The sequence below is a fragment of the Enterococcus alishanensis genome (assembly GCF_019218635.1).
GTDB classification, from domain to species: Bacteria; Bacillota; Bacilli; order Lactobacillales; family Enterococcaceae; genus Enterococcus_A; species Enterococcus_A alishanensis.
The window spans coordinates 335,436-351,398 of record NZ_JAHUZB010000004.1; the positions used below are offsets into that span (position 1 = coordinate 335,436).

17 protein-coding genes are annotated in these 15,963 nt (G+C 37.1%); 4 read left to right on the plus strand and 13 right to left on the minus strand.

Annotated elements, in window-relative coordinates:
- Nucleotides 1-265 precede the first annotated feature (265 nt).
- Nucleotides 266-535, minus strand: coding sequence for a 30S ribosomal protein S15 (gene rpsO / locus KUA55_RS11960; RefSeq protein WP_218326566.1), 270 nt, complete (start codon nucleotides 533-535; stop codon nucleotides 266-268).
- A 237-nt stretch (nucleotides 536-772) separates the two neighbouring features.
- Between rpsO and def the strand changes: the two genes are divergently transcribed.
- Complete coding sequence (gene def, locus KUA55_RS11965; protein WP_218326568.1) at nucleotides 773-1,336, plus strand: peptide deformylase; 564 nt, start codon at nucleotides 773-775, stop codon at nucleotides 1,334-1,336.
- A 119-nt stretch (nucleotides 1,337-1,455) separates the two neighbouring features.
- Here def and KUA55_RS11970 read toward each other — a convergent pair whose 3' ends face one another.
- The 5 genes from KUA55_RS11970 to KUA55_RS11990 are packed head-to-tail and all read right to left on the minus strand — an operon-like array spanning nucleotide 1,456 to nucleotide 4,411.
- Complete coding sequence (locus KUA55_RS11970) at nucleotides 1,456-1,878, minus strand: GNAT family N-acetyltransferase (protein ID WP_218326570.1); 423 nt, start codon at nucleotides 1,876-1,878, stop codon at nucleotides 1,456-1,458.
- Nucleotides 1,871-2,305, minus strand: coding sequence for a GNAT family N-acetyltransferase (locus KUA55_RS11975; RefSeq protein WP_425514617.1), 435 nt, complete (start codon nucleotides 2,303-2,305; stop codon nucleotides 1,871-1,873). The genes KUA55_RS11970 and KUA55_RS11975 overlap by 8 nt, the downstream gene beginning before the upstream one ends.
- Before the next feature lie 40 nt (nucleotides 2,306-2,345).
- Nucleotides 2,346-2,870: a transcription repressor NadR gene (locus KUA55_RS11980; protein WP_218326571.1), complete on the minus strand. Its 525-nt coding sequence runs from the start codon at nucleotides 2,868-2,870 to the stop codon at nucleotides 2,346-2,348.
- Nucleotides 2,870-3,706: a chorismate mutase gene (locus KUA55_RS11985; protein WP_218326573.1), complete on the minus strand. Its 837-nt coding sequence runs from the start codon at nucleotides 3,704-3,706 to the stop codon at nucleotides 2,870-2,872. The genes KUA55_RS11980 and KUA55_RS11985 overlap by 1 nt, the downstream gene beginning before the upstream one ends.
- A gap of 12 nt (nucleotides 3,707-3,718) precedes the next feature.
- Complete coding sequence (locus tag KUA55_RS11990; protein ID WP_218326575.1) at nucleotides 3,719-4,411, minus strand: NAD-dependent protein deacylase; 693 nt, start codon at nucleotides 4,409-4,411, stop codon at nucleotides 3,719-3,721.
- A 397-nt stretch (nucleotides 4,412-4,808) separates the two neighbouring features.
- Between KUA55_RS11990 and KUA55_RS11995 the strand changes: the two genes are divergently transcribed.
- Together KUA55_RS11995 and KUA55_RS12000 are read left to right on the plus strand one after the other, a co-directional pair.
- The gene (locus KUA55_RS11995; protein WP_218326576.1) at nucleotides 4,809-6,407 is read left to right on the plus strand and encodes an ABC transporter permease subunit; all 1,599 of its coding nucleotides are present in this window, start codon (nucleotides 4,809-4,811) and stop codon (nucleotides 6,405-6,407) included.
- Between the two features lie 48 nt (nucleotides 6,408-6,455).
- A complete protein-coding gene (locus tag KUA55_RS12000) occupies nucleotides 6,456-7,199 on the plus strand; it encodes an amino acid ABC transporter ATP-binding protein (RefSeq protein ID WP_218326577.1) in 744 nt (247 codons plus the stop codon).
- Nucleotides 7,200-7,468: 269 nt separating this feature from the next.
- Here the strand turns inward: KUA55_RS12000 and KUA55_RS12005 are convergent, their stop codons facing one another.
- Nucleotides 7,469-8,068 carry a TMEM175 family protein gene (locus KUA55_RS12005; RefSeq protein ID WP_218326578.1) on the minus strand — a complete coding sequence of 200 codons (600 nt, stop codon included), beginning with the start codon at nucleotides 8,066-8,068 and terminating at the stop codon, nucleotides 7,469-7,471.
- A gap of 176 nt (nucleotides 8,069-8,244) precedes the next feature.
- Here KUA55_RS12005 and KUA55_RS12010 point away from each other — a divergent pair, with 176 nt between their 5' ends.
- Nucleotides 8,245-9,741, plus strand: a complete 1,497-nt coding sequence (locus tag KUA55_RS12010) for a helix-turn-helix domain-containing protein (protein ID WP_218326579.1) — start codon at nucleotides 8,245-8,247, stop codon at nucleotides 9,739-9,741.
- A gap of 82 nt (nucleotides 9,742-9,823) precedes the next feature.
- On the opposite strand, the gene KUA55_RS12015 is transcribed toward KUA55_RS12010, so the two are convergent.
- From KUA55_RS12015 to KUA55_RS12040, 6 genes are all read right to left on the minus strand, one after another.
- Nucleotides 9,824-10,792: a ribose-phosphate diphosphokinase gene (locus KUA55_RS12015; RefSeq protein ID WP_218326580.1), complete on the minus strand. Its 969-nt coding sequence runs from the start codon at nucleotides 10,790-10,792 to the stop codon at nucleotides 9,824-9,826.
- A gap of 97 nt (nucleotides 10,793-10,889) precedes the next feature.
- The gene (gene glmU, locus KUA55_RS12020; RefSeq protein ID WP_218326581.1) at nucleotides 10,890-12,257 is read right to left on the minus strand and encodes a bifunctional UDP-N-acetylglucosamine diphosphorylase/glucosamine-1-phosphate N-acetyltransferase GlmU; all 1,368 of its coding nucleotides are present in this window, start codon (nucleotides 12,255-12,257) and stop codon (nucleotides 10,890-10,892) included.
- 107 nt (nucleotides 12,258-12,364) lie between these two features.
- On the minus strand, nucleotides 12,365-13,186 hold the full coding sequence (purR, locus tag KUA55_RS12025) for a pur operon repressor (RefSeq protein WP_218326582.1): 822 nt from the start codon (nucleotides 13,184-13,186) through the stop codon (nucleotides 12,365-12,367).
- Nucleotides 13,187-13,392: 206 nt separating this feature from the next.
- Nucleotides 13,393-14,223: a metal ABC transporter permease gene (locus KUA55_RS12030; protein WP_218326584.1), complete on the minus strand. Its 831-nt coding sequence runs from the start codon at nucleotides 14,221-14,223 to the stop codon at nucleotides 13,393-13,395.
- Nucleotides 14,196-14,876 (minus strand): metal ABC transporter ATP-binding protein, encoded by a 681-nt coding sequence (locus KUA55_RS12035; RefSeq protein WP_218326586.1) that lies wholly within the window; start codon nucleotides 14,874-14,876, stop codon nucleotides 14,196-14,198. Before KUA55_RS12035 ends, KUA55_RS12030 begins: the two co-directional genes overlap by 28 nt.
- 60 nt (nucleotides 14,877-14,936) lie before the next feature.
- Nucleotides 14,937-15,893 carry a metal ABC transporter substrate-binding protein gene (locus KUA55_RS12040; RefSeq protein WP_218326587.1) on the minus strand — a complete coding sequence of 319 codons (957 nt, stop codon included), beginning with the start codon at nucleotides 15,891-15,893 and terminating at the stop codon, nucleotides 14,937-14,939.
- Nucleotides 15,894-15,963 lie beyond the last annotated feature (70 nt).

Here is a 15,963-nt window from a genome sequence, read left to right on the forward strand (position 1 = left end):
GACTTTCATTTGGTTAGTAGAAGTTCGATCATCAGTGAAAGGATGTTTATATTTTGATTCTTCTACAATAGAAGAAAAATGGTCTTTTTAAAATTGGCTTCATTATAATGAAATAGGTGCCAGTTCTTCTTGGCGTTTCTCCGCCTTAGTAGAATGGTATCCGTTTGAAAATCAGATTAATTTTTCTTTGAAAAATTATTACTTTAATAATGAAATAGGAGCGAAACAATAAAAATTATTGCTTCCACTCCTAATTGGCTTAAAATTAACGACGTAGTCCTAAGCGTTGGATTAATTCGCGGTAACGTTGAACGTCAGTTTTACGTAAGTAAGCTAACAAGTTACGACGATGACCAACTTTTTTCATCAAACCACGGTAAGAATGGTGGTCTTTCTTGTGGACACGTGCGTGTTCATTCAAATGATTAATTTCTGCCGTCAATACAGCGATTTGTACTTCTGGAGAACCAGTGTCTCCTTCATGGCGTGCATATTCACTGATGATTTCGTTTTTGCGTTCTTTTGAAAATGCCATGTTTTTCACCTCTTTCTGATTTTTTCCTATGACTGAGTAAAACGTTGGTGAATCGTCCAACCAAGTGATAGGCAGCGGTGCTTTCGCACACTCTAATACTTTACTTGATTTAATATGAAAATGCAAGCTAGTGCCCAATGGAATCAACATTTTTCCCCTATAAAAAGAAGTTTTTGGCGCCGATTCAGTTTTGTGCTAAACTAGATTGGTGAAAAACATTCGAGAGGAGTCAGATCCATGATTACAATGGATGATATTATTAGAGAAGGCCATCCTACCTTAAGAGCGGTAGCCAAAGAAATTCCACTTCCACCTAGTGAAGAAGAAATAAAACTAGGAGCGGAAATGATCCAATTTCTAAAAAATAGCCAAGATCCAGAAAAATCTAAAGAAATGCATTTACGCGGTGGCGTTGGTTTAGCCGCACCACAGCTAGATATTTCTAAAAGAATCATTGCTGTCCATGTACCCAGCATCGACCCCGAAAAATCAGAGGACGAACTCAGTGTTGTGATGTATAATCCAAAAATCTTGAGCCATTCTGTCCAAGAAGCAGCTCTAGGTGAAGGCGAAGGCTGTCTATCTGTTGACCGTGAAGTACCCGGATATGTGGTACGTCCAGCCAGAATTACCCTAACTTATTTTGACGAACAAGGGGAAAAACATAAAATTCGCTTAAAAAATTATCAAGCCATCGTGGTACAGCATGAAATTGATCATTTGAATGGCGTAATGTTCTATGACCACATCAACGAAAAGAATCCATTAAGCATTAAAGATGGCGTCTTGATTATTGAATAGTAAGAAACGACCGAGCCGACTCGGTCGTTTTTTTGTAACAACCTTTTATCGATTTTTCGTTTAATAAATAGCCACCACAACAAAAAAACACCTCACTTTCAATAATGAGGTGTGTTAAACTATTTCTCCCATTGCATCGACCATTCTGGTTCACCGGTTACTTCGTCTATTTGCTTTTCAATCTTTTGGAATCCTTCACGCAAATAAAAATCGATTGCTCTTTGATTTTTTTGATAAACATTCAGTAATAATTGTGAATGCTTTTGCTTCATTTCATTTAATAATTGCTGACCGATTCCTTCACTACGATGTTCTTTATCGACAAATATCCCAGCCAAATAATCTTCCTGTACACCTACAAAGCCAAGGACTTCATCTGCTTGACGATAGATATAAACTTCCGATTCTTTCAATGTGCTCTTTACGTCATCAAACTTGTTCCACCAATAAACTGCTGGGATATAATTATGGACAGCCAGATTACTTTCCAACCAAATAGTCATCACCGCCGTCATATATTCTGCATTCAAAAGTTCAATCATTTAAAATTAACTCCAAATGAGGAATACCATCCTCTAAATATATATCTGATACAATCTCAAAACCAAACGACTGATAGAATTTTTTCAAGTAGGCCTGTCCTGAAATTTGGATCTTTCTATCGGGAAAACGTTTTTTGGTTTCTTCAATCGCAGCTGCTACTATTTTTTTGCCCCATTTTTCACCGCGATAAGCTTTAACTACTAAGACCCGACCAAAAGTTACATGATCTTCTTTTTCGATGATACGGGCATAAGCCTTTAATTTACCTTCATCCTTCAACAAAACATGCCACGCTACCGCATCATATTCATCCACTTCTTGATATGGACATTCTTGTTCCACGACAAAAACGGCTACCCGTTCTTGAAAGATTTCAATTAATTCTGTTTGTGCCATTTCAGTCGCTTTTTTCACTTCAATCTCCACTACTTTTCCCCTCTTCTCCAATCAGTAAAAACGATAAAAATTAATGTTCCTTTGCTTCATATAAAATACCAACTTTTTTTAACGCAGCTTTAATTTTTTCCAAATCTTCAGCTTCTTTGTAAGCAATTGTATGCAGGTGAATCCCTGACGTTAATTCAGATAACAGACTGGCATTTGATTTTTCATATTCCGTTATAAAATCAACTACTTCAGCTTGATTTTCGATATGCAATTGTCCAGTTAATTCACCATATAAAGGATGTTCTACGATGACATCAATAATCTCGCCACCATTTTCAACAATCGTTTGTAATTCAAGTGCTGTTTCTTGTCGTGTGTGTTGAACAACAATTTTACTGACTTTTTTTTCGTTTATCCCTGCAATTAAATAGCCGCGAGCAGTCGCAATCACCTCGACACCACTGGCTCGCAATAAAGCGACATCCCCTACAACAATTTGACGGCTGACGCCAAATTCTTTTGCGAAAGCACTAGCCGAGATCGGCTTTTCTGTATCTTGTAGAGCTGTTAAGATTTTTTCTCTTCGTTCTGGACCGCTTAACATTATTTATCACCTAATTTTTTTCTTTGATAATCTTTCGATTGTTCCATGATTGCTTTGAAAGTTTCAATGATAGGGACTTGAAAATCTGGATTTTCAATTTTTTGAGCAATTTTTTCTAAAACAATTGCTTCACGGCTGCTATCAAATACAGCTTGACCACTTTCTGCTTTTGCTTCTGTCACAAGAGAAACAGCCGCCATCCGTTTTTCTAACAACTGCACAAGTTGCTGATCAACTGTATCAATTTGTTTGCGTGCTTCTGCTAACAAATCAGTTGTTTTTTCTTCTTCAATTGTTTTAATCACTCCTGCAGGATTTCCACCGAGCACCACATTATCGCCAAATGATTTTGTTACTACACTACCGGCAGCCACCACGACATTATCCCCTAATGTAACCCCTGGAACAATCACAACGCCCCCGCCAAGCCAAGCATTGTCACCAATCGTAATCGGTTTGCCTAATTCAAGCCCACTGTTACGTTTGCCAGGTTTCAATGGATGAGAGGCCGTGTATAATTGAACGTTGGGACCAAACATACAATTATTACCGATTGTAATCGGACAAATATCTAATAAAATACTATTATAGTTCGTATAGAAATTCTCGCCAACGAAAATATTGTAGCCATAATCAAAATTGATATTCGGTTCAATATATACCCGTTCACCAGTTTTTCCAAAAGCTTCTTTAACTAATTCTTCTCGTGCTCGTTTATCCTCTGTTTGACTGATTGCTTGGGCTAATTTTTTGGCGATAGCTCGGTCGGCTACTAATTCTGCATCTGAAGCAAAATATAATTGACCAGCAATCATCTTTTCTTTTTCCGTTACCATAATTCTCTCCCTTTATAATTTTTCAAACACCGTTACGCCATCGGCTTCCACAAAGTCATGAATCATCGGAATATGCAGTGCTGTTTGATTAATTATTAATATTTCAGTTGTTTTTTTCTTATCATAAATTAAATCACAAAATGGATGAACTTGAAAGCTAGTTCCAACAATTACAATTAAATCAGCATTGAAGACCGCTTGTTTAGCATCCATCATCGTTTCTTCAGTAAAACCTTCGCCATATAAAACAATTTTAGGCCGAATTTGTCCGCCGCACTCCTCATGCTGATCTGTCTGTAAATACTTTTGCCAAGGAATGGTTTGCCCACATTTACGACAGTAACAATCATATAAAGAACCGTGGAAATTGATGAGTTGCCGACTGCCTGCTGCTTGATGTAAGCCGTCAATATTTTGCGAAACCACCCAAACCTCTTTTGTCTGTGCTAGCTCCGCCATTTTTTGATGAATTACATTGGGTTTTGCCTCAGGATGATAGATCTTTTTGACAAAATCATGGAATTTAGCTGGCTCCTTGATCATACATTGATGACTCAATAAATACTCTGGCGAAGAAAGTCCTTGATACACTCCTTTTAAGGAACGATAATCGGGTACACCAGATGGAGTGGAAACACCAGCACCCGTTAAAAAAGTCAGCTTATCTGCTTGCAATATTTTTTTTGCAGCCGTTTGACTGTCCATAATAATCACCTCATTATCTATTTTATTATAAACGAAATAACAATTTATCGGCCAGAGTGATTGACATTTGTTTAGTAAGATTATAGACTAGTAGCCATACTAACTGAATACGAGATACCTCATACAATGAGGTAGAGGTCGCGAAACTTATTAACCCTATGGAGCGGATAGACGCATTGAAATAGGTCTAGGATGTTTTCGCCGAAATGTACGAAGAATCTACTCACTTCGTATGTTGGGACGCAAGCTAACGTACTTGCGGACTGTCTTAGCATCGAGCTAAGTTGCGCTATGTTTTTGTGAGAGGAACATCTTCTTATATTTGCAGGCGGCCTTTAACTTTTTGGCGGCTTTTTTTGTTGGGCTCATCTCGTAGCTTTAAGGAAAGGGAGAAAATATGAAAAAAAGAATAACATTATTTGCCTTTGTTGCTATGTTTTTAAGTTTAATCATTTTACCAAATGTAACCCATGCAGATGCACAAACACCTGAAGGAGAATTGCGGGTCGGCATGGAAGCTGGTTACGCACCTTTTAACTGGACACAAAATAATGATAGTAAAGGTGCCGTAAAAATTCAAGGTGATGACTCCTACGCTGGCGGTTACGATGTCCAAATGGCGAAAAAAATTGCCGATAAGATGAATCGCAAACTAGTGATTGTCAAAACTGAATGGGATGGTCTACTACCGGCTTTACAATCTGGCAAAATTGACGCTATCATCGCAGGGATGTCCCCAACTGCTGAACGTTCCAAAGAAATTGATTTTTCTGATTCATATTACACATCACAGCTAGTAATCGTTACCCGAAATGATACAAAATATGCCCAAGCAACTTCATTAGAAGATTTTAAAGATGCCAAAATTACTGCTCAGCTGGGAACTTTCCATTATGATGTAGTGGACCAAATTCCAGATGTGAACAAGCAAGAAGCGATGGATAATTTTCCAGCTATGCGTGTGGCTTTAGAATCTGGCGTTATTGACGGCTATGTCAGCGAACGACCTGAAGGCGTAACTGCGGAAAGTGTCAATCCTGAATTACACATGGTAGAATTTTCTGCTGCCAATGGTTTCCAAACCAATCCAGAAGATACACAAGTCTCTGTCGGAATGCGTAAAGGTGATTCAGAAATTGCGCAAGTCAATCAAATTTTAGCTGAAATTCCTGAAGATGAACGGGTTGAAATAATGGATCAAGCCATCAAAGATCAACCAGCAGCTGAAGAAGTAGCGACTAATTCATCCGGTAAAAAAGAAAATGTTTTTGTCCGAATCTTACGTCAAAATGGCGGTATGTTCTTACGGGGAACTGGTGTCACTTTACTCTTAGCGATTGTTGGTACAACAGTTGGTACCTTGATCGGATTACTAGTCGGTGTCTTCCGGACATTGCCAGAAGCTAAAAACAAATTAAATCGTTTCTTCCAAAAATTATTTGGCTGGTTACTAAGTGCCTATATCGAGATTTTCCGAGGCACCCCAATGATCGTTCAATCTGCCGTGATTTATTACGGAATTGCTATGGCTTTTGGTATTGATTTGAATCGAATTGCTGCTGCTTTATTTATTGTTTCCATTAATACTGGAGCTTACATGTCTGAAATTGTACGTGGAGGAATTTTCTCTGTCGACAATGGACAATTTGAAGCAGCTCACGCTATCGGTATGACTCACGGTCAAACCATGCGCAAAGTTGTTTTACCACAAGTATTGCGAAATATTTTACCAGCAACTGGTAATGAGTTAGTTATCAATATTAAAGATACTTCAGTTTTAAGTATCATTTCAGTAACCGAATTATTCTTCCAAGGTAAAAGTGCTGCCGGAACCAACTACCTGTTCTTCCAAACGTACTTTATCATCTGTGTCATTTATTTTGTTCTAACTTTCAGTGCAACACGTCTATTGCGCTTAGTTGAAAAGAAAATGGATGGTCCTGATGCTTATACTCGCTTAGAAGATACTGATGTTGCCATCGAAGCAGATAAATAGGTCGTTGTTTAAGAAATTTATTACATTAATATGAAGTAGGAGGTTCTTATGAGTAGTATTATCGAAATTGAACATCTAAATAAAAAATTTGGCGATAATGAAGTCTTAAAAGATATCAGCATAACTGTTAACAAAGGAGAAGTTGTGACCATCATCGGCGCTTCTGGCTCTGGTAAAAGTACTTTCTTACGCTGTATCAATTTACTAGAAACACCCACCAGTGGTGCAATTATTTATAATGGCGAAAACGTCCTAGCACCTGGTTATAACTTACCAAAATATCGCACACATCTAGGGATGGTATTCCAAAGCTTTAATTTGTTCAACAATATGAATGTTTTACAAAATTGTATGACGGGTCAAATGACAGTCCTAGGACGAAAAGAAAATGAAGCTAAAGAAATTGCCATTGAAAACTTGAATAAAGTTGGGATGGGCCGCTTTATTGATGCGCGTCCTGCGCAATTATCTGGTGGCCAAAAGCAGCGGGTAGCCATTGCCCGCGCATTATCAATGAATCCAGAGGTGATGTTGTTTGACGAACCTACCTCTGCGCTAGATCCGGAAATGGTCGGCGATGTCTTGAGTATTATGCAAGATTTAGCTGGATCAGGGTTAACAATGGTCATTGTGACCCACGAAATGGCTTTCGCCAAAGAAGTTTCTGATCGGGTAATCTTTATGGATAAAGGTGTTATCGCTGAAGAAGGTACCTCAGAAGACATTTTTGTTCATCCGAAAGAAGCTCGTACTAAAGAATTTCTACATCGCGTACTACATCCGGAACCATAAACAATAAATAAACTAAAAACTGACGACATTCGATTAAGATCGAATGTCGTCAGTTTTTCTTTTGTTCCCTGTTTAATCATTAAATTTTTGAAGTATATTGCGCAATTGTCGTGTTTTTCCATAATTATAAAATAAAGATTGAGTCATAAAATGGGAACTAATTGAAGTCAAATAAGTAAAAATGACCTTATTTATTTTTTCGAGAAAATGCTGATTTAAAAGTCTTTATTCGTTATTTTTTGCTTTAAAAAACTACATTTCCCGACTCTTTATGATTTAAAAAATAACCCTCGAACTTTTTGAAAATACTTGTTTGCGGTGCGATATGAAACAATCCAAATTGCCGATACGAAAAAACGTCCAATCATTCCTAATGGCGGATAAAAAAACACTCCTACCAGAATAATAAGATTAATAATCATCGATATTTGGCTACGACGATCACGAGATAAAACGATGGCCACATGACTATTTGGGTCATTAGCTTTGACCACTCTTTTTGAAAGTACTCCATAGGAAAAACTCCACATCATGTAGACAACAACGTAGAAAAATTCAGGCCAAAAGCGATTTGGATTGCGGCCAACCCAACTAGTCACTGCTGGACACAAAGTCAGCCAAAATAGCCAAAAAATATTGGCCCAAATGACGGAATAATTTATTTTTTCGGCCATCTGCATCATCCGATGATGGTTCACCCAAATAACAGCTACAAAAATAAAACTGACCGTATATGCTAATAAAGTATTACTAATATTTAATATTGAGTAAAGAGATGGTGAATCAGGAATTTGAATATCTAACACTAAAACAGTTAAAACTATCGCTACCACACCATCTGTAAATGCCTCTAGACGGGCTTTTGTCATCGGTTCATCTTCTTTCTTAAAATTACAAAGTCACAATTCCATTTTTTTTATCAGAATATTACTGATAATTCATTATTCTATAAGTGTTAAACAAGACAGTTTATATAAAATACAGTACAATGTTACTAAATTAAATATGGTTATTATTTAGTGACACATATCAAGGAGGATACTATATGTTATACGAAGAGTTAATGTTGGATCCATCGCTCTTATTACGATTCAACATTTTCAAATACTTACTGAAAACAGAAAAACCCGTTCTATCCATTAGTCAATTGTCTGAAGACATGGAGCTAAACTATCAACAAAGCGTTATTGAATTAAACGAGATTGAAGAAGAATTGAAAGAAATTGAATCTGATCATAAAGAGATCATGATGAGAGCTGGTAAAGTCAACATTCAAAACATCAAAATATCGGTTGACGAATATCGTTATCACTTGCTTAAAAAAGCGGTACCCTTTCAGTATATCTTATATTTCTTGAATGAAGAAGAGCCTACCATTGAAAAATTCTGTGAAAAATACTTCGTTAGTCGCTCAACTGTTTCCCGTAAAATCGACAATTTAAAAAAACATCTAAAACATTTCAATATTCGTTTTACCTATACGGAAGCGGGTATGTCAGGTGACGAACGTCTCATCCGAATGGCTTTATTTGATATTTTATGGTTAGGGACTCGCGGAATTGATATTCCTCTTAATATAGATACAGAAATATTAGATTCATTAATTAATCACTATAGTCATTATTTCCCATTATCACGGACTTATTTTGGTACACGGGAATTGCGTTTATTTGGTGCTCTATTCTTAGCCCGGGTCAGCAAGCAAAACTTTGCCAAGTATGATCCTCGTTATAATTTCTTGATGAAAGACAATCCTTATTATGATTTCTCTTCATTAAAAGATTTAGTGAATTTTGAAATGACTCCTAGACAATTAAAAGGGGAATCAAGTTTTATTTACTTCATTGCTCATTATGCACCTTTCTACACTATTCGAGAAGATAGTAGCTTAAAACAAGCGATTCACGATTTCTCTGCACGACCAAACGCAGTCAATGATTTTGTAAACGAATTTCGTTCCTTTGCTAAAAAAGTCTTGTTCCCAGATAAACCTGGCGTCATGGATGATCCTTTGATTATTGGTAATTTATTAAATATTACCTTTACTTTCTTTGTTTACCGCCAACCATTTCCAAATATTACTAGCTTGGTTTTTGCGCCTGCTAAAAATCAAACCCAAGGTGGTTATGTCTTAGAACAAAATATCATGAATTTCATGCAAAGTGCTACTGAAAATCCAAGCTTTAACTTTATAAACTCAATTCACGGTTTATTAGGAAAATCATTTAAACAATTATTACTACCTTACTTTAATCAATTTCCATATTCGGACAATTTAAAAGTTGCAGTTGCCTTAGAGCATAACGCCATCTTTGTCCGAGACATTTATCAGTTTTTAGAAGATTTACGTTTTGTTGATGCCGAAGCTTATGATACTTCAGCTCGCGATGACTATGATTTGATTATTACTTCTTCTTCTATTTTACAAAAAGAAAAACCAAATCTAAAGATCTTCCAAATTGATTACACCAACGAAGATCTAGTGCCACTTTACATGAATCTACGTAAAATCTACGATGAGAAAAATTTTGTCAATAAATAATCTTATGATCGACTGTCTTTCTGGCAGTCGATTTTTTTGGTCAAAAAAACTCTGCCAGGCATCTGACAGAGTAAATAATTTATTAGAATTTCTTTTCAAATAATGGACTAACTGGTTTGTTTTCATGGATGCGTTTAATTGCATCTCCCATTAAAATACCCACAGAAATTTCATCGATTTTGTCGATTTTGCGTTCATCTGATAAAAAGATTGAGTCTGTTACAACTAAATGTTCGATGGCTGAATCAGAAATTCGTTGCATTGCTGGACCTGATAAAACAGGATGTGTACATGAAGCGTAAACACTCACTGCGCCGGCTTCTCTTAACGCATTGGCTGCTAAAGTTACCGTTCCTGCAGTATCAATCATGTCATCGATAATCACACAAGTTTTACCTTCAACATTACCGATAATATTCATGACTTCTGCCACATTGGCTTTTGGTCGGCGTTTATCAATAATCGCAATTGGTGATTTCAAAAATTCTGCTAATTTTCGGGCACGAGTCACTCCACCATGGTCGGGAGAAACAACAACTACATCGTCACCACAAATATTTTTTTCTAAGAAATAGTTAGCAATTAATGGTGCACCCATTAAATGATCCACTGGAATATCAAAGAAACCTTGAATTTGAGAGGCATGTAAGTCTAATGTTAATAGGCGAGTTGCACCAGCTTTTTCGATCATATTTGCCACTAATTTAGCTGTAATCGGTTCACGGGCACGCGCTTTACGGTCTTGACGAGCGTAACCATAATATGGCATTACGACATTAATCGTTTTAGCACTGGCACGTTTTAAAGCATCAATCATGATTAAAAGTTCCATTAAATTATCGTTGACAGGGGCACTCGTTGATTGAATCACATAGACATGTGAGCCACGAATACTTTCTTCAATGTTAACTTGAATTTCACCATCACTAAATTTCGTAACAGAGCTGTTACCTAGTTCAACACCGACTTCTTCCGCAATTTTTTCGGCTAACGGACGGTTAGAACTTAAAGCGAAAATTTTCAATCTTGGATCAAAATAATGTTTTGACATGGGAACCTCCACTTTCTATTATGCATACGAATACGATTATAAACTATTGCGGCTAAAAAACTAGCCTATTTTTAAAAATCAAAAATGTTTTTTCTACCTAAAAAGGCAAATGACTAGCATAACCACTCTTATTGACTTGTCGAGCCCGACCAATTGCTAAATCGCCTTCCTTGACATCTTCGGTAATCGTCGAGCCAGCCGCAACCACACTATTTTTTTCAATCATTAATGGTGCTACTAAATTAGTACTTGAGCCGATAAAGACGTGATCTCCAATAACCGTTTGATGTTTGTTTTTCCCATCGTAGTTGACAAAAACAACGCCACAACCGACATTAATATCTTCTCCTAAAACAGCGTCTCCCACATAAGTTAAATGACCGACTTTGGTATTTTCACCAATTTTGGCTTTTTTAATTTCAACAAAATTACCAATATGGGCTTTTTCACCGATTTCAGCCTGTGGACGTAAATGTGCATAAGGACCAACATCAGCATTTTTCCGGACAATCGCTTCTTCAATTACAGACTGTTTGATTTCAACGTTGTCTTCAACAATACTATCGACAATTTTCGAATGGGCACCTATAACTACATCAGAACCAATCACTGTTTTTCCTTGAATTTGTACGCCAGCTTCAATAATTGTATCAGAACCAATCTCAACCCCCGCATCAATATAAGTCGTCGCTGGGTCAATAAAGCTAACCCCATTTACCATATGCATCTGATTAATACGGCGGCGCATAATCCGATTGGCTTCAGCTAATGCCAATCGATCATTCACCCCAATTGATTCTTCAAAATCTTCCGTTTGATAAGCCGCAACGGTTTTGCCATCGGCTTTTAAAATTTCAATAATGTCAGTTAAGTAGTATTCTCCTTGGGCATTATTTGTTCCGATTTTTTCTAAAGCATCAAATAAAGCTTCATTGTCAAAACAATAAGTCCCAGTATTAATTTCTTGGATGCGAATTTCTTCTGGCGTAGCATCTTTTTGCTCCACGATTTTTTCAACAATTCCCACGTGATCGCGAATAATACGACCATAGCTAGTTGGATCATCAGCATGGGCCGTCAAAATTGTTGCGCTAGCTTTTTTTCCTTGGTGATAATCAAATAAGTGATCAATAGTTTGACTGGTCAATAGCGGTGTATCTCCACTAATGACTAAAGTCGTCCCTTTTTTCCCTTTTAAAAATTCAGCCGCTTGCATCACTGCGTGACCAGTACCCAATTGTTCTTCTTGAACCACGTACTCAGTTCGATCGCCTAATTGTTCTTTGACTTTTTCCGCGCCATGACCAACGACAGTCACAATTTCTGACGGTTTTGTTTCGATTACTCGTTCAATAATGTGTTCTACCATCGGCTTACCAGCTACTGGATGTAAAACTTTATATAATTTCGATTTCATGCGGGTTCCTTTACCGGCCGCTAAAATAATCGTGTATCGCTTTTCCAAAATAATCGCTCCTAAATATTTTCTATTTCTTTCAGTTTAGCTTAGATAATCCGTTTTTTCAATTAACTAAAAGAAGAGCAGTGAACTTTTGTCCCTGCTCTATTGCTTTATTCTTTTGAAAAACAATTGCCAGGGACAACTGTAATAGTTTTTGTTGCAGTATCAACATCTTTTACATAAAGTAACGAGCGGTAATCAGAAATAGCTCGTTCCCCTTTGAATTTAGATTCGGCAAAAACAGTGATACCCACTAATTCTGCTTCAAATTCTTCAATTAAGCTCTTCATACCATTGACGGTCCCGCCGCCTTTCATGAAGTCATCTACGATTAATACTTTTGAACCACGCCGCAAGCTGCGTTTTGATAATTCCATCTTTTCAATCCGTTCAGAAGAGCCTGATACATAATTGACGCTAACAGTTGCGCCTTCAGTAATTTTTGAGTCACGACGGACAATCACAAAAGGTGCGTTCAAATAATAAGAAACTGCTTGAGCAATCGGTACACCTTTAGTTGCTACAGTCATTACTGCATCCACATCTTCGTTGATGTATTGCGCGGCAATAATTCTACCAACCATCCGTAATAAATCTGGTTGCCCTAACATATCAGATAAATATACATAACCACCAGGTAATAAACGATCTTCCTCTGACAAAGTTTCCGCTAAAGAAGCAATGTATTGGCTAGCTTCCTCTTCGCTAATGCTAGGCGTATAAACGACTCCACCGGCTGCACCAGGAATGGTGGCTAAATAGCCATTGCCCCGCTCTTTAAATGTTTTTTTGACGATCGCTAAATCTTCACTGATTGAAGATTTGGCTGAACCATAACGCTCCGCAAAAAAAGTTAAGGGAATCAAGTCATGGGGGTGTTCTAATAAATATTGAGTCATATCGATCAATCGTTCACTACGACGAACTTTCACACATTGTCACTCCTGTTCAATTTTTTATCGTTTCTCATTATAAGGGTTTTGATGAGAAAAAGCGAGAAATAGCGAGATAAATTTATACAAAGTTCGTAATTTATTAATAATGAACGAAAAATATCAGGAAATCTTTCGTTTTCTTCTCATTTTCACCTATAAAAAAAGCTTCCAACCTATTTTGTTGGAAACTTTTCATCGACTATTTAATATTGCTTTTGTTTACGTTGGTATAAAATTTTTACGCGACGTACCACTAACATCAGTAAAAATAAGAAGACAAAACTCAAAGTAATCGTTGCTCCCGGCGGTGTATCTAAATAATAAGAAGAAGTTAATCCACCTACCATTCCGATAAAGCCTATAATAATACTAATGAAAATAACCGCATTAAAACTTTTTCCCATCCGCATTCCGGTCGCTGCCGGTAAGACCATAATCGCTGAAACTAACAAAGCACCGGCAATCGGAATCATTACTGCAATCGCAATCCCCGTTACAATATTGAAAATCATCGACATTTTTACAACTGGTAAACCATCGACAGCCGCAATATCTTGGTCAAAGGTTAGCACATACATTGGACGTTTAAACAAAATAAATAATACACCAATGACTACTAATAAAACTCCTAAGAAAACTACTTGCATCCAAGTCAATGTGACAATTGAGCCAAATAAATATGATTGAATACTCACAGCCGAACTACCTGGTGCCAAACTCATTAAAACTAATGCCAAAGCTAAACCTGAGGCCATCAAAATAGCAATCGAAATTTCGGAATAACCTCGGTACATGCTTTGTAAGTATTCCATCAAAATGGCTGCAATAATAACAACTAATAGCGTTGTTACTGTAGGATTTAAATTAAAGAAAAAGCCTAATGCCACACCAGCTAAAGATACATGAGACAAAGTATCCGCCATTAAAGATTGGCGGCGAATGACTAGAAAAACCCCCAACATTGGCGCAATCCCAGCAATAAAAATCGCCGCCAAAAAGGCTCTTCTCATGAACTCATATGAAAGCAACGCCATTGAGAATCCTCCTTTCGCACCAAACGAATTTGGCGATCAATATATTTTTTAGTATCTTCATGGTCGTGGGTAATCATCAAAATACTTTTATCATGACGATGAGCTGCATGTTTTAGCAACGCATAAAAATCATTGCGTGAACTTTCATCCATTCCAGTAGTTGGTTCATCTAAGACAAATAAATCAGGATCTTTCGCAAAAATGCGGGCAATATTAATCCGTTGTTTTTGTCCGCCAGATAATTCGCCGATTCGTTTGTGACGCATATTCCACAAGCCAACAGATTCCAAGGCCTTTTTAGTATGTTCATGATCTCTGGCACTTAATTTTTTAAACCATTTGCCTTGAGGATAACGACCAGAGCTGACTAATTCGTAGACAGTACTAGGAAAACCTGCATTAAAGGAAGCTACTTGTTGGGGAATATAGCCAACACTAAGTTTGCCTCCATCTTTATTAGTTTTAGCAATTGTGACTTTTCCGCTATGGGGTTTCAAAATTCCTAAGGTCGCTTTCACTAACGTAGACTTCGCTGCCCCGTTTTCTCCTGTTAGAATGACAAATTCTCCTGGGTCTACATGATAAGAGACATTTTCCAAAACGGGTTCGTCATCATAATAAAACGACAAATTTTCAACTTCTATGTATGACATTTTTTTATCCTTTCTGTAAATAAGACCGGTATTCCCTGATGGAAACACCGGTAAAACTACTTATTTAATTGTTTCTTGTAAGGCAACTAAATTTTCTTCCATGACTGAAATGTAATTTTCGCCAGCTTTGATTTGTTTGTTAGTTAAACTTTCCAGCGGATTTAAGACAGCTAGTTTTACACCAGTCTCATTGGAGAGGGTTTCCGCCACTTTTGAGGAAGCATTTTCTTCAAAATAAATCACGCTAACATTGTGTTCTTCTACATAATCTTTCAACTCGCCTAAACGACTTGGTGAAGGTTCTTGATCAGGGGAAATTCCGGCAATAGCTTCTTGGGTTAAGCCATATTGTTTTGCTAAATAACCAAAGGCCGCATGTTGGGTAACAAAAGTTTTGTTACTAGCATTTTGAAAAGCATCTTGATATTTAGTATTTAATTGATTTAATTTCTCAATATAAGCAGCAGCATTCTTTTCGTATGCTGACTTGTTGTCAGGATCTTTTTTACTTAATTCAGCTTGAATATTTTCGACTTCTTTAATGGCTAAAACAGGATCCAACCAAACGTGTGGGTCTAAATCATGTTGATGCTCTTCTTCATGATCGGCTGCTTCACCTTCATGATCATGCTCTTCTTCCGAGCCCTCCATCAAATCGATTCCTTTAGAAGCTTCAATCACGGTTGTTTTCTTCGTGTCAACACTGTCAGTTAAATGATCCGTCCATGTTTCTAACTCAGGACTGTTATAAACAAAAGCATCGGCTTCCGAAATTTTAGCCAAATCTTTAGCGGAGGGTTCAAAATCATGAGGTTCTGTTCCCGCCGGAATTAATAATTCCACATCTGCTTTGTCACCAGCTACTTCCTTGGTAAATTCATACATTGGATAAAAAGTCGCGATGATTTTTAATTTACTTCCATCACTATTTTGACTATTTTCTTGCGCGCCACAGGCAGTCAGCACTAATGATACTATCACAAGTAATAAAAAAAGAAATCCTTTATGTTTTTTCATTATTCACCCATCCTTATCTTTTAGACAAAGAATAATTTAACAGACGTTTTCTTATTAGTCAACTCAAATC

Coding starts and splice junctions, on each gene's coding strand:
- rpsO (WP_218326566.1), bottom strand. CDS start 535: ATGGCATTTTCAAAAGAACGCAAAAACGAAATCATCAGTGAATATGCA.
- def (WP_218326568.1), top strand. CDS start 773: ATGATTACAATGGATGATATTATTAGAGAAGGCCATCCTACCTTAAGA.
- KUA55_RS11970 (WP_218326570.1), bottom strand. CDS start 1,878: ATGATTGAACTTTTGAATGCAGAATATATGACGGCGGTGATGACTATT.
- KUA55_RS11980 (WP_218326571.1), bottom strand. CDS start 2,870: ATGTTAAGCGGTCCAGAACGAAGAGAAAAAATCTTAACAGCTCTACAA.
- KUA55_RS11985 (WP_218326573.1), bottom strand. CDS start 3,706: ATGGTAACGGAAAAAGAAAAGATGATTGCTGGTCAATTATATTTTGCT.
- KUA55_RS11990 (WP_218326575.1), bottom strand. CDS start 4,411: ATGGACAGTCAAACGGCTGCAAAAAAAATATTGCAAGCAGATAAGCTG.
- KUA55_RS11995 (WP_218326576.1), top strand. CDS start 4,809: ATGAAAAAAAGAATAACATTATTTGCCTTTGTTGCTATGTTTTTAAGT.
- KUA55_RS12000 (WP_218326577.1), top strand. CDS start 6,456: ATGAGTAGTATTATCGAAATTGAACATCTAAATAAAAAATTTGGCGAT.
- KUA55_RS12005 (WP_218326578.1), bottom strand. CDS start 8,068: ATGACAAAAGCCCGTCTAGAGGCATTTACAGATGGTGTGGTAGCGATA.
- KUA55_RS12010 (WP_218326579.1), top strand. CDS start 8,245: ATGTTATACGAAGAGTTAATGTTGGATCCATCGCTCTTATTACGATTC.
- KUA55_RS12015 (WP_218326580.1), bottom strand. CDS start 10,792: ATGTCAAAACATTATTTTGATCCAAGATTGAAAATTTTCGCTTTAAGT.
- KUA55_RS12030 (WP_218326584.1), bottom strand. CDS start 14,223: ATGGCGTTGCTTTCATATGAGTTCATGAGAAGAGCCTTTTTGGCGGCG.
- KUA55_RS12035 (WP_218326586.1), bottom strand. CDS start 14,876: ATGTCATACATAGAAGTTGAAAATTTGTCGTTTTATTATGATGACGAA.
- KUA55_RS12040 (WP_218326587.1), bottom strand. CDS start 15,893: ATGAAAAAACATAAAGGATTTCTTTTTTTATTACTTGTGATAGTATCA.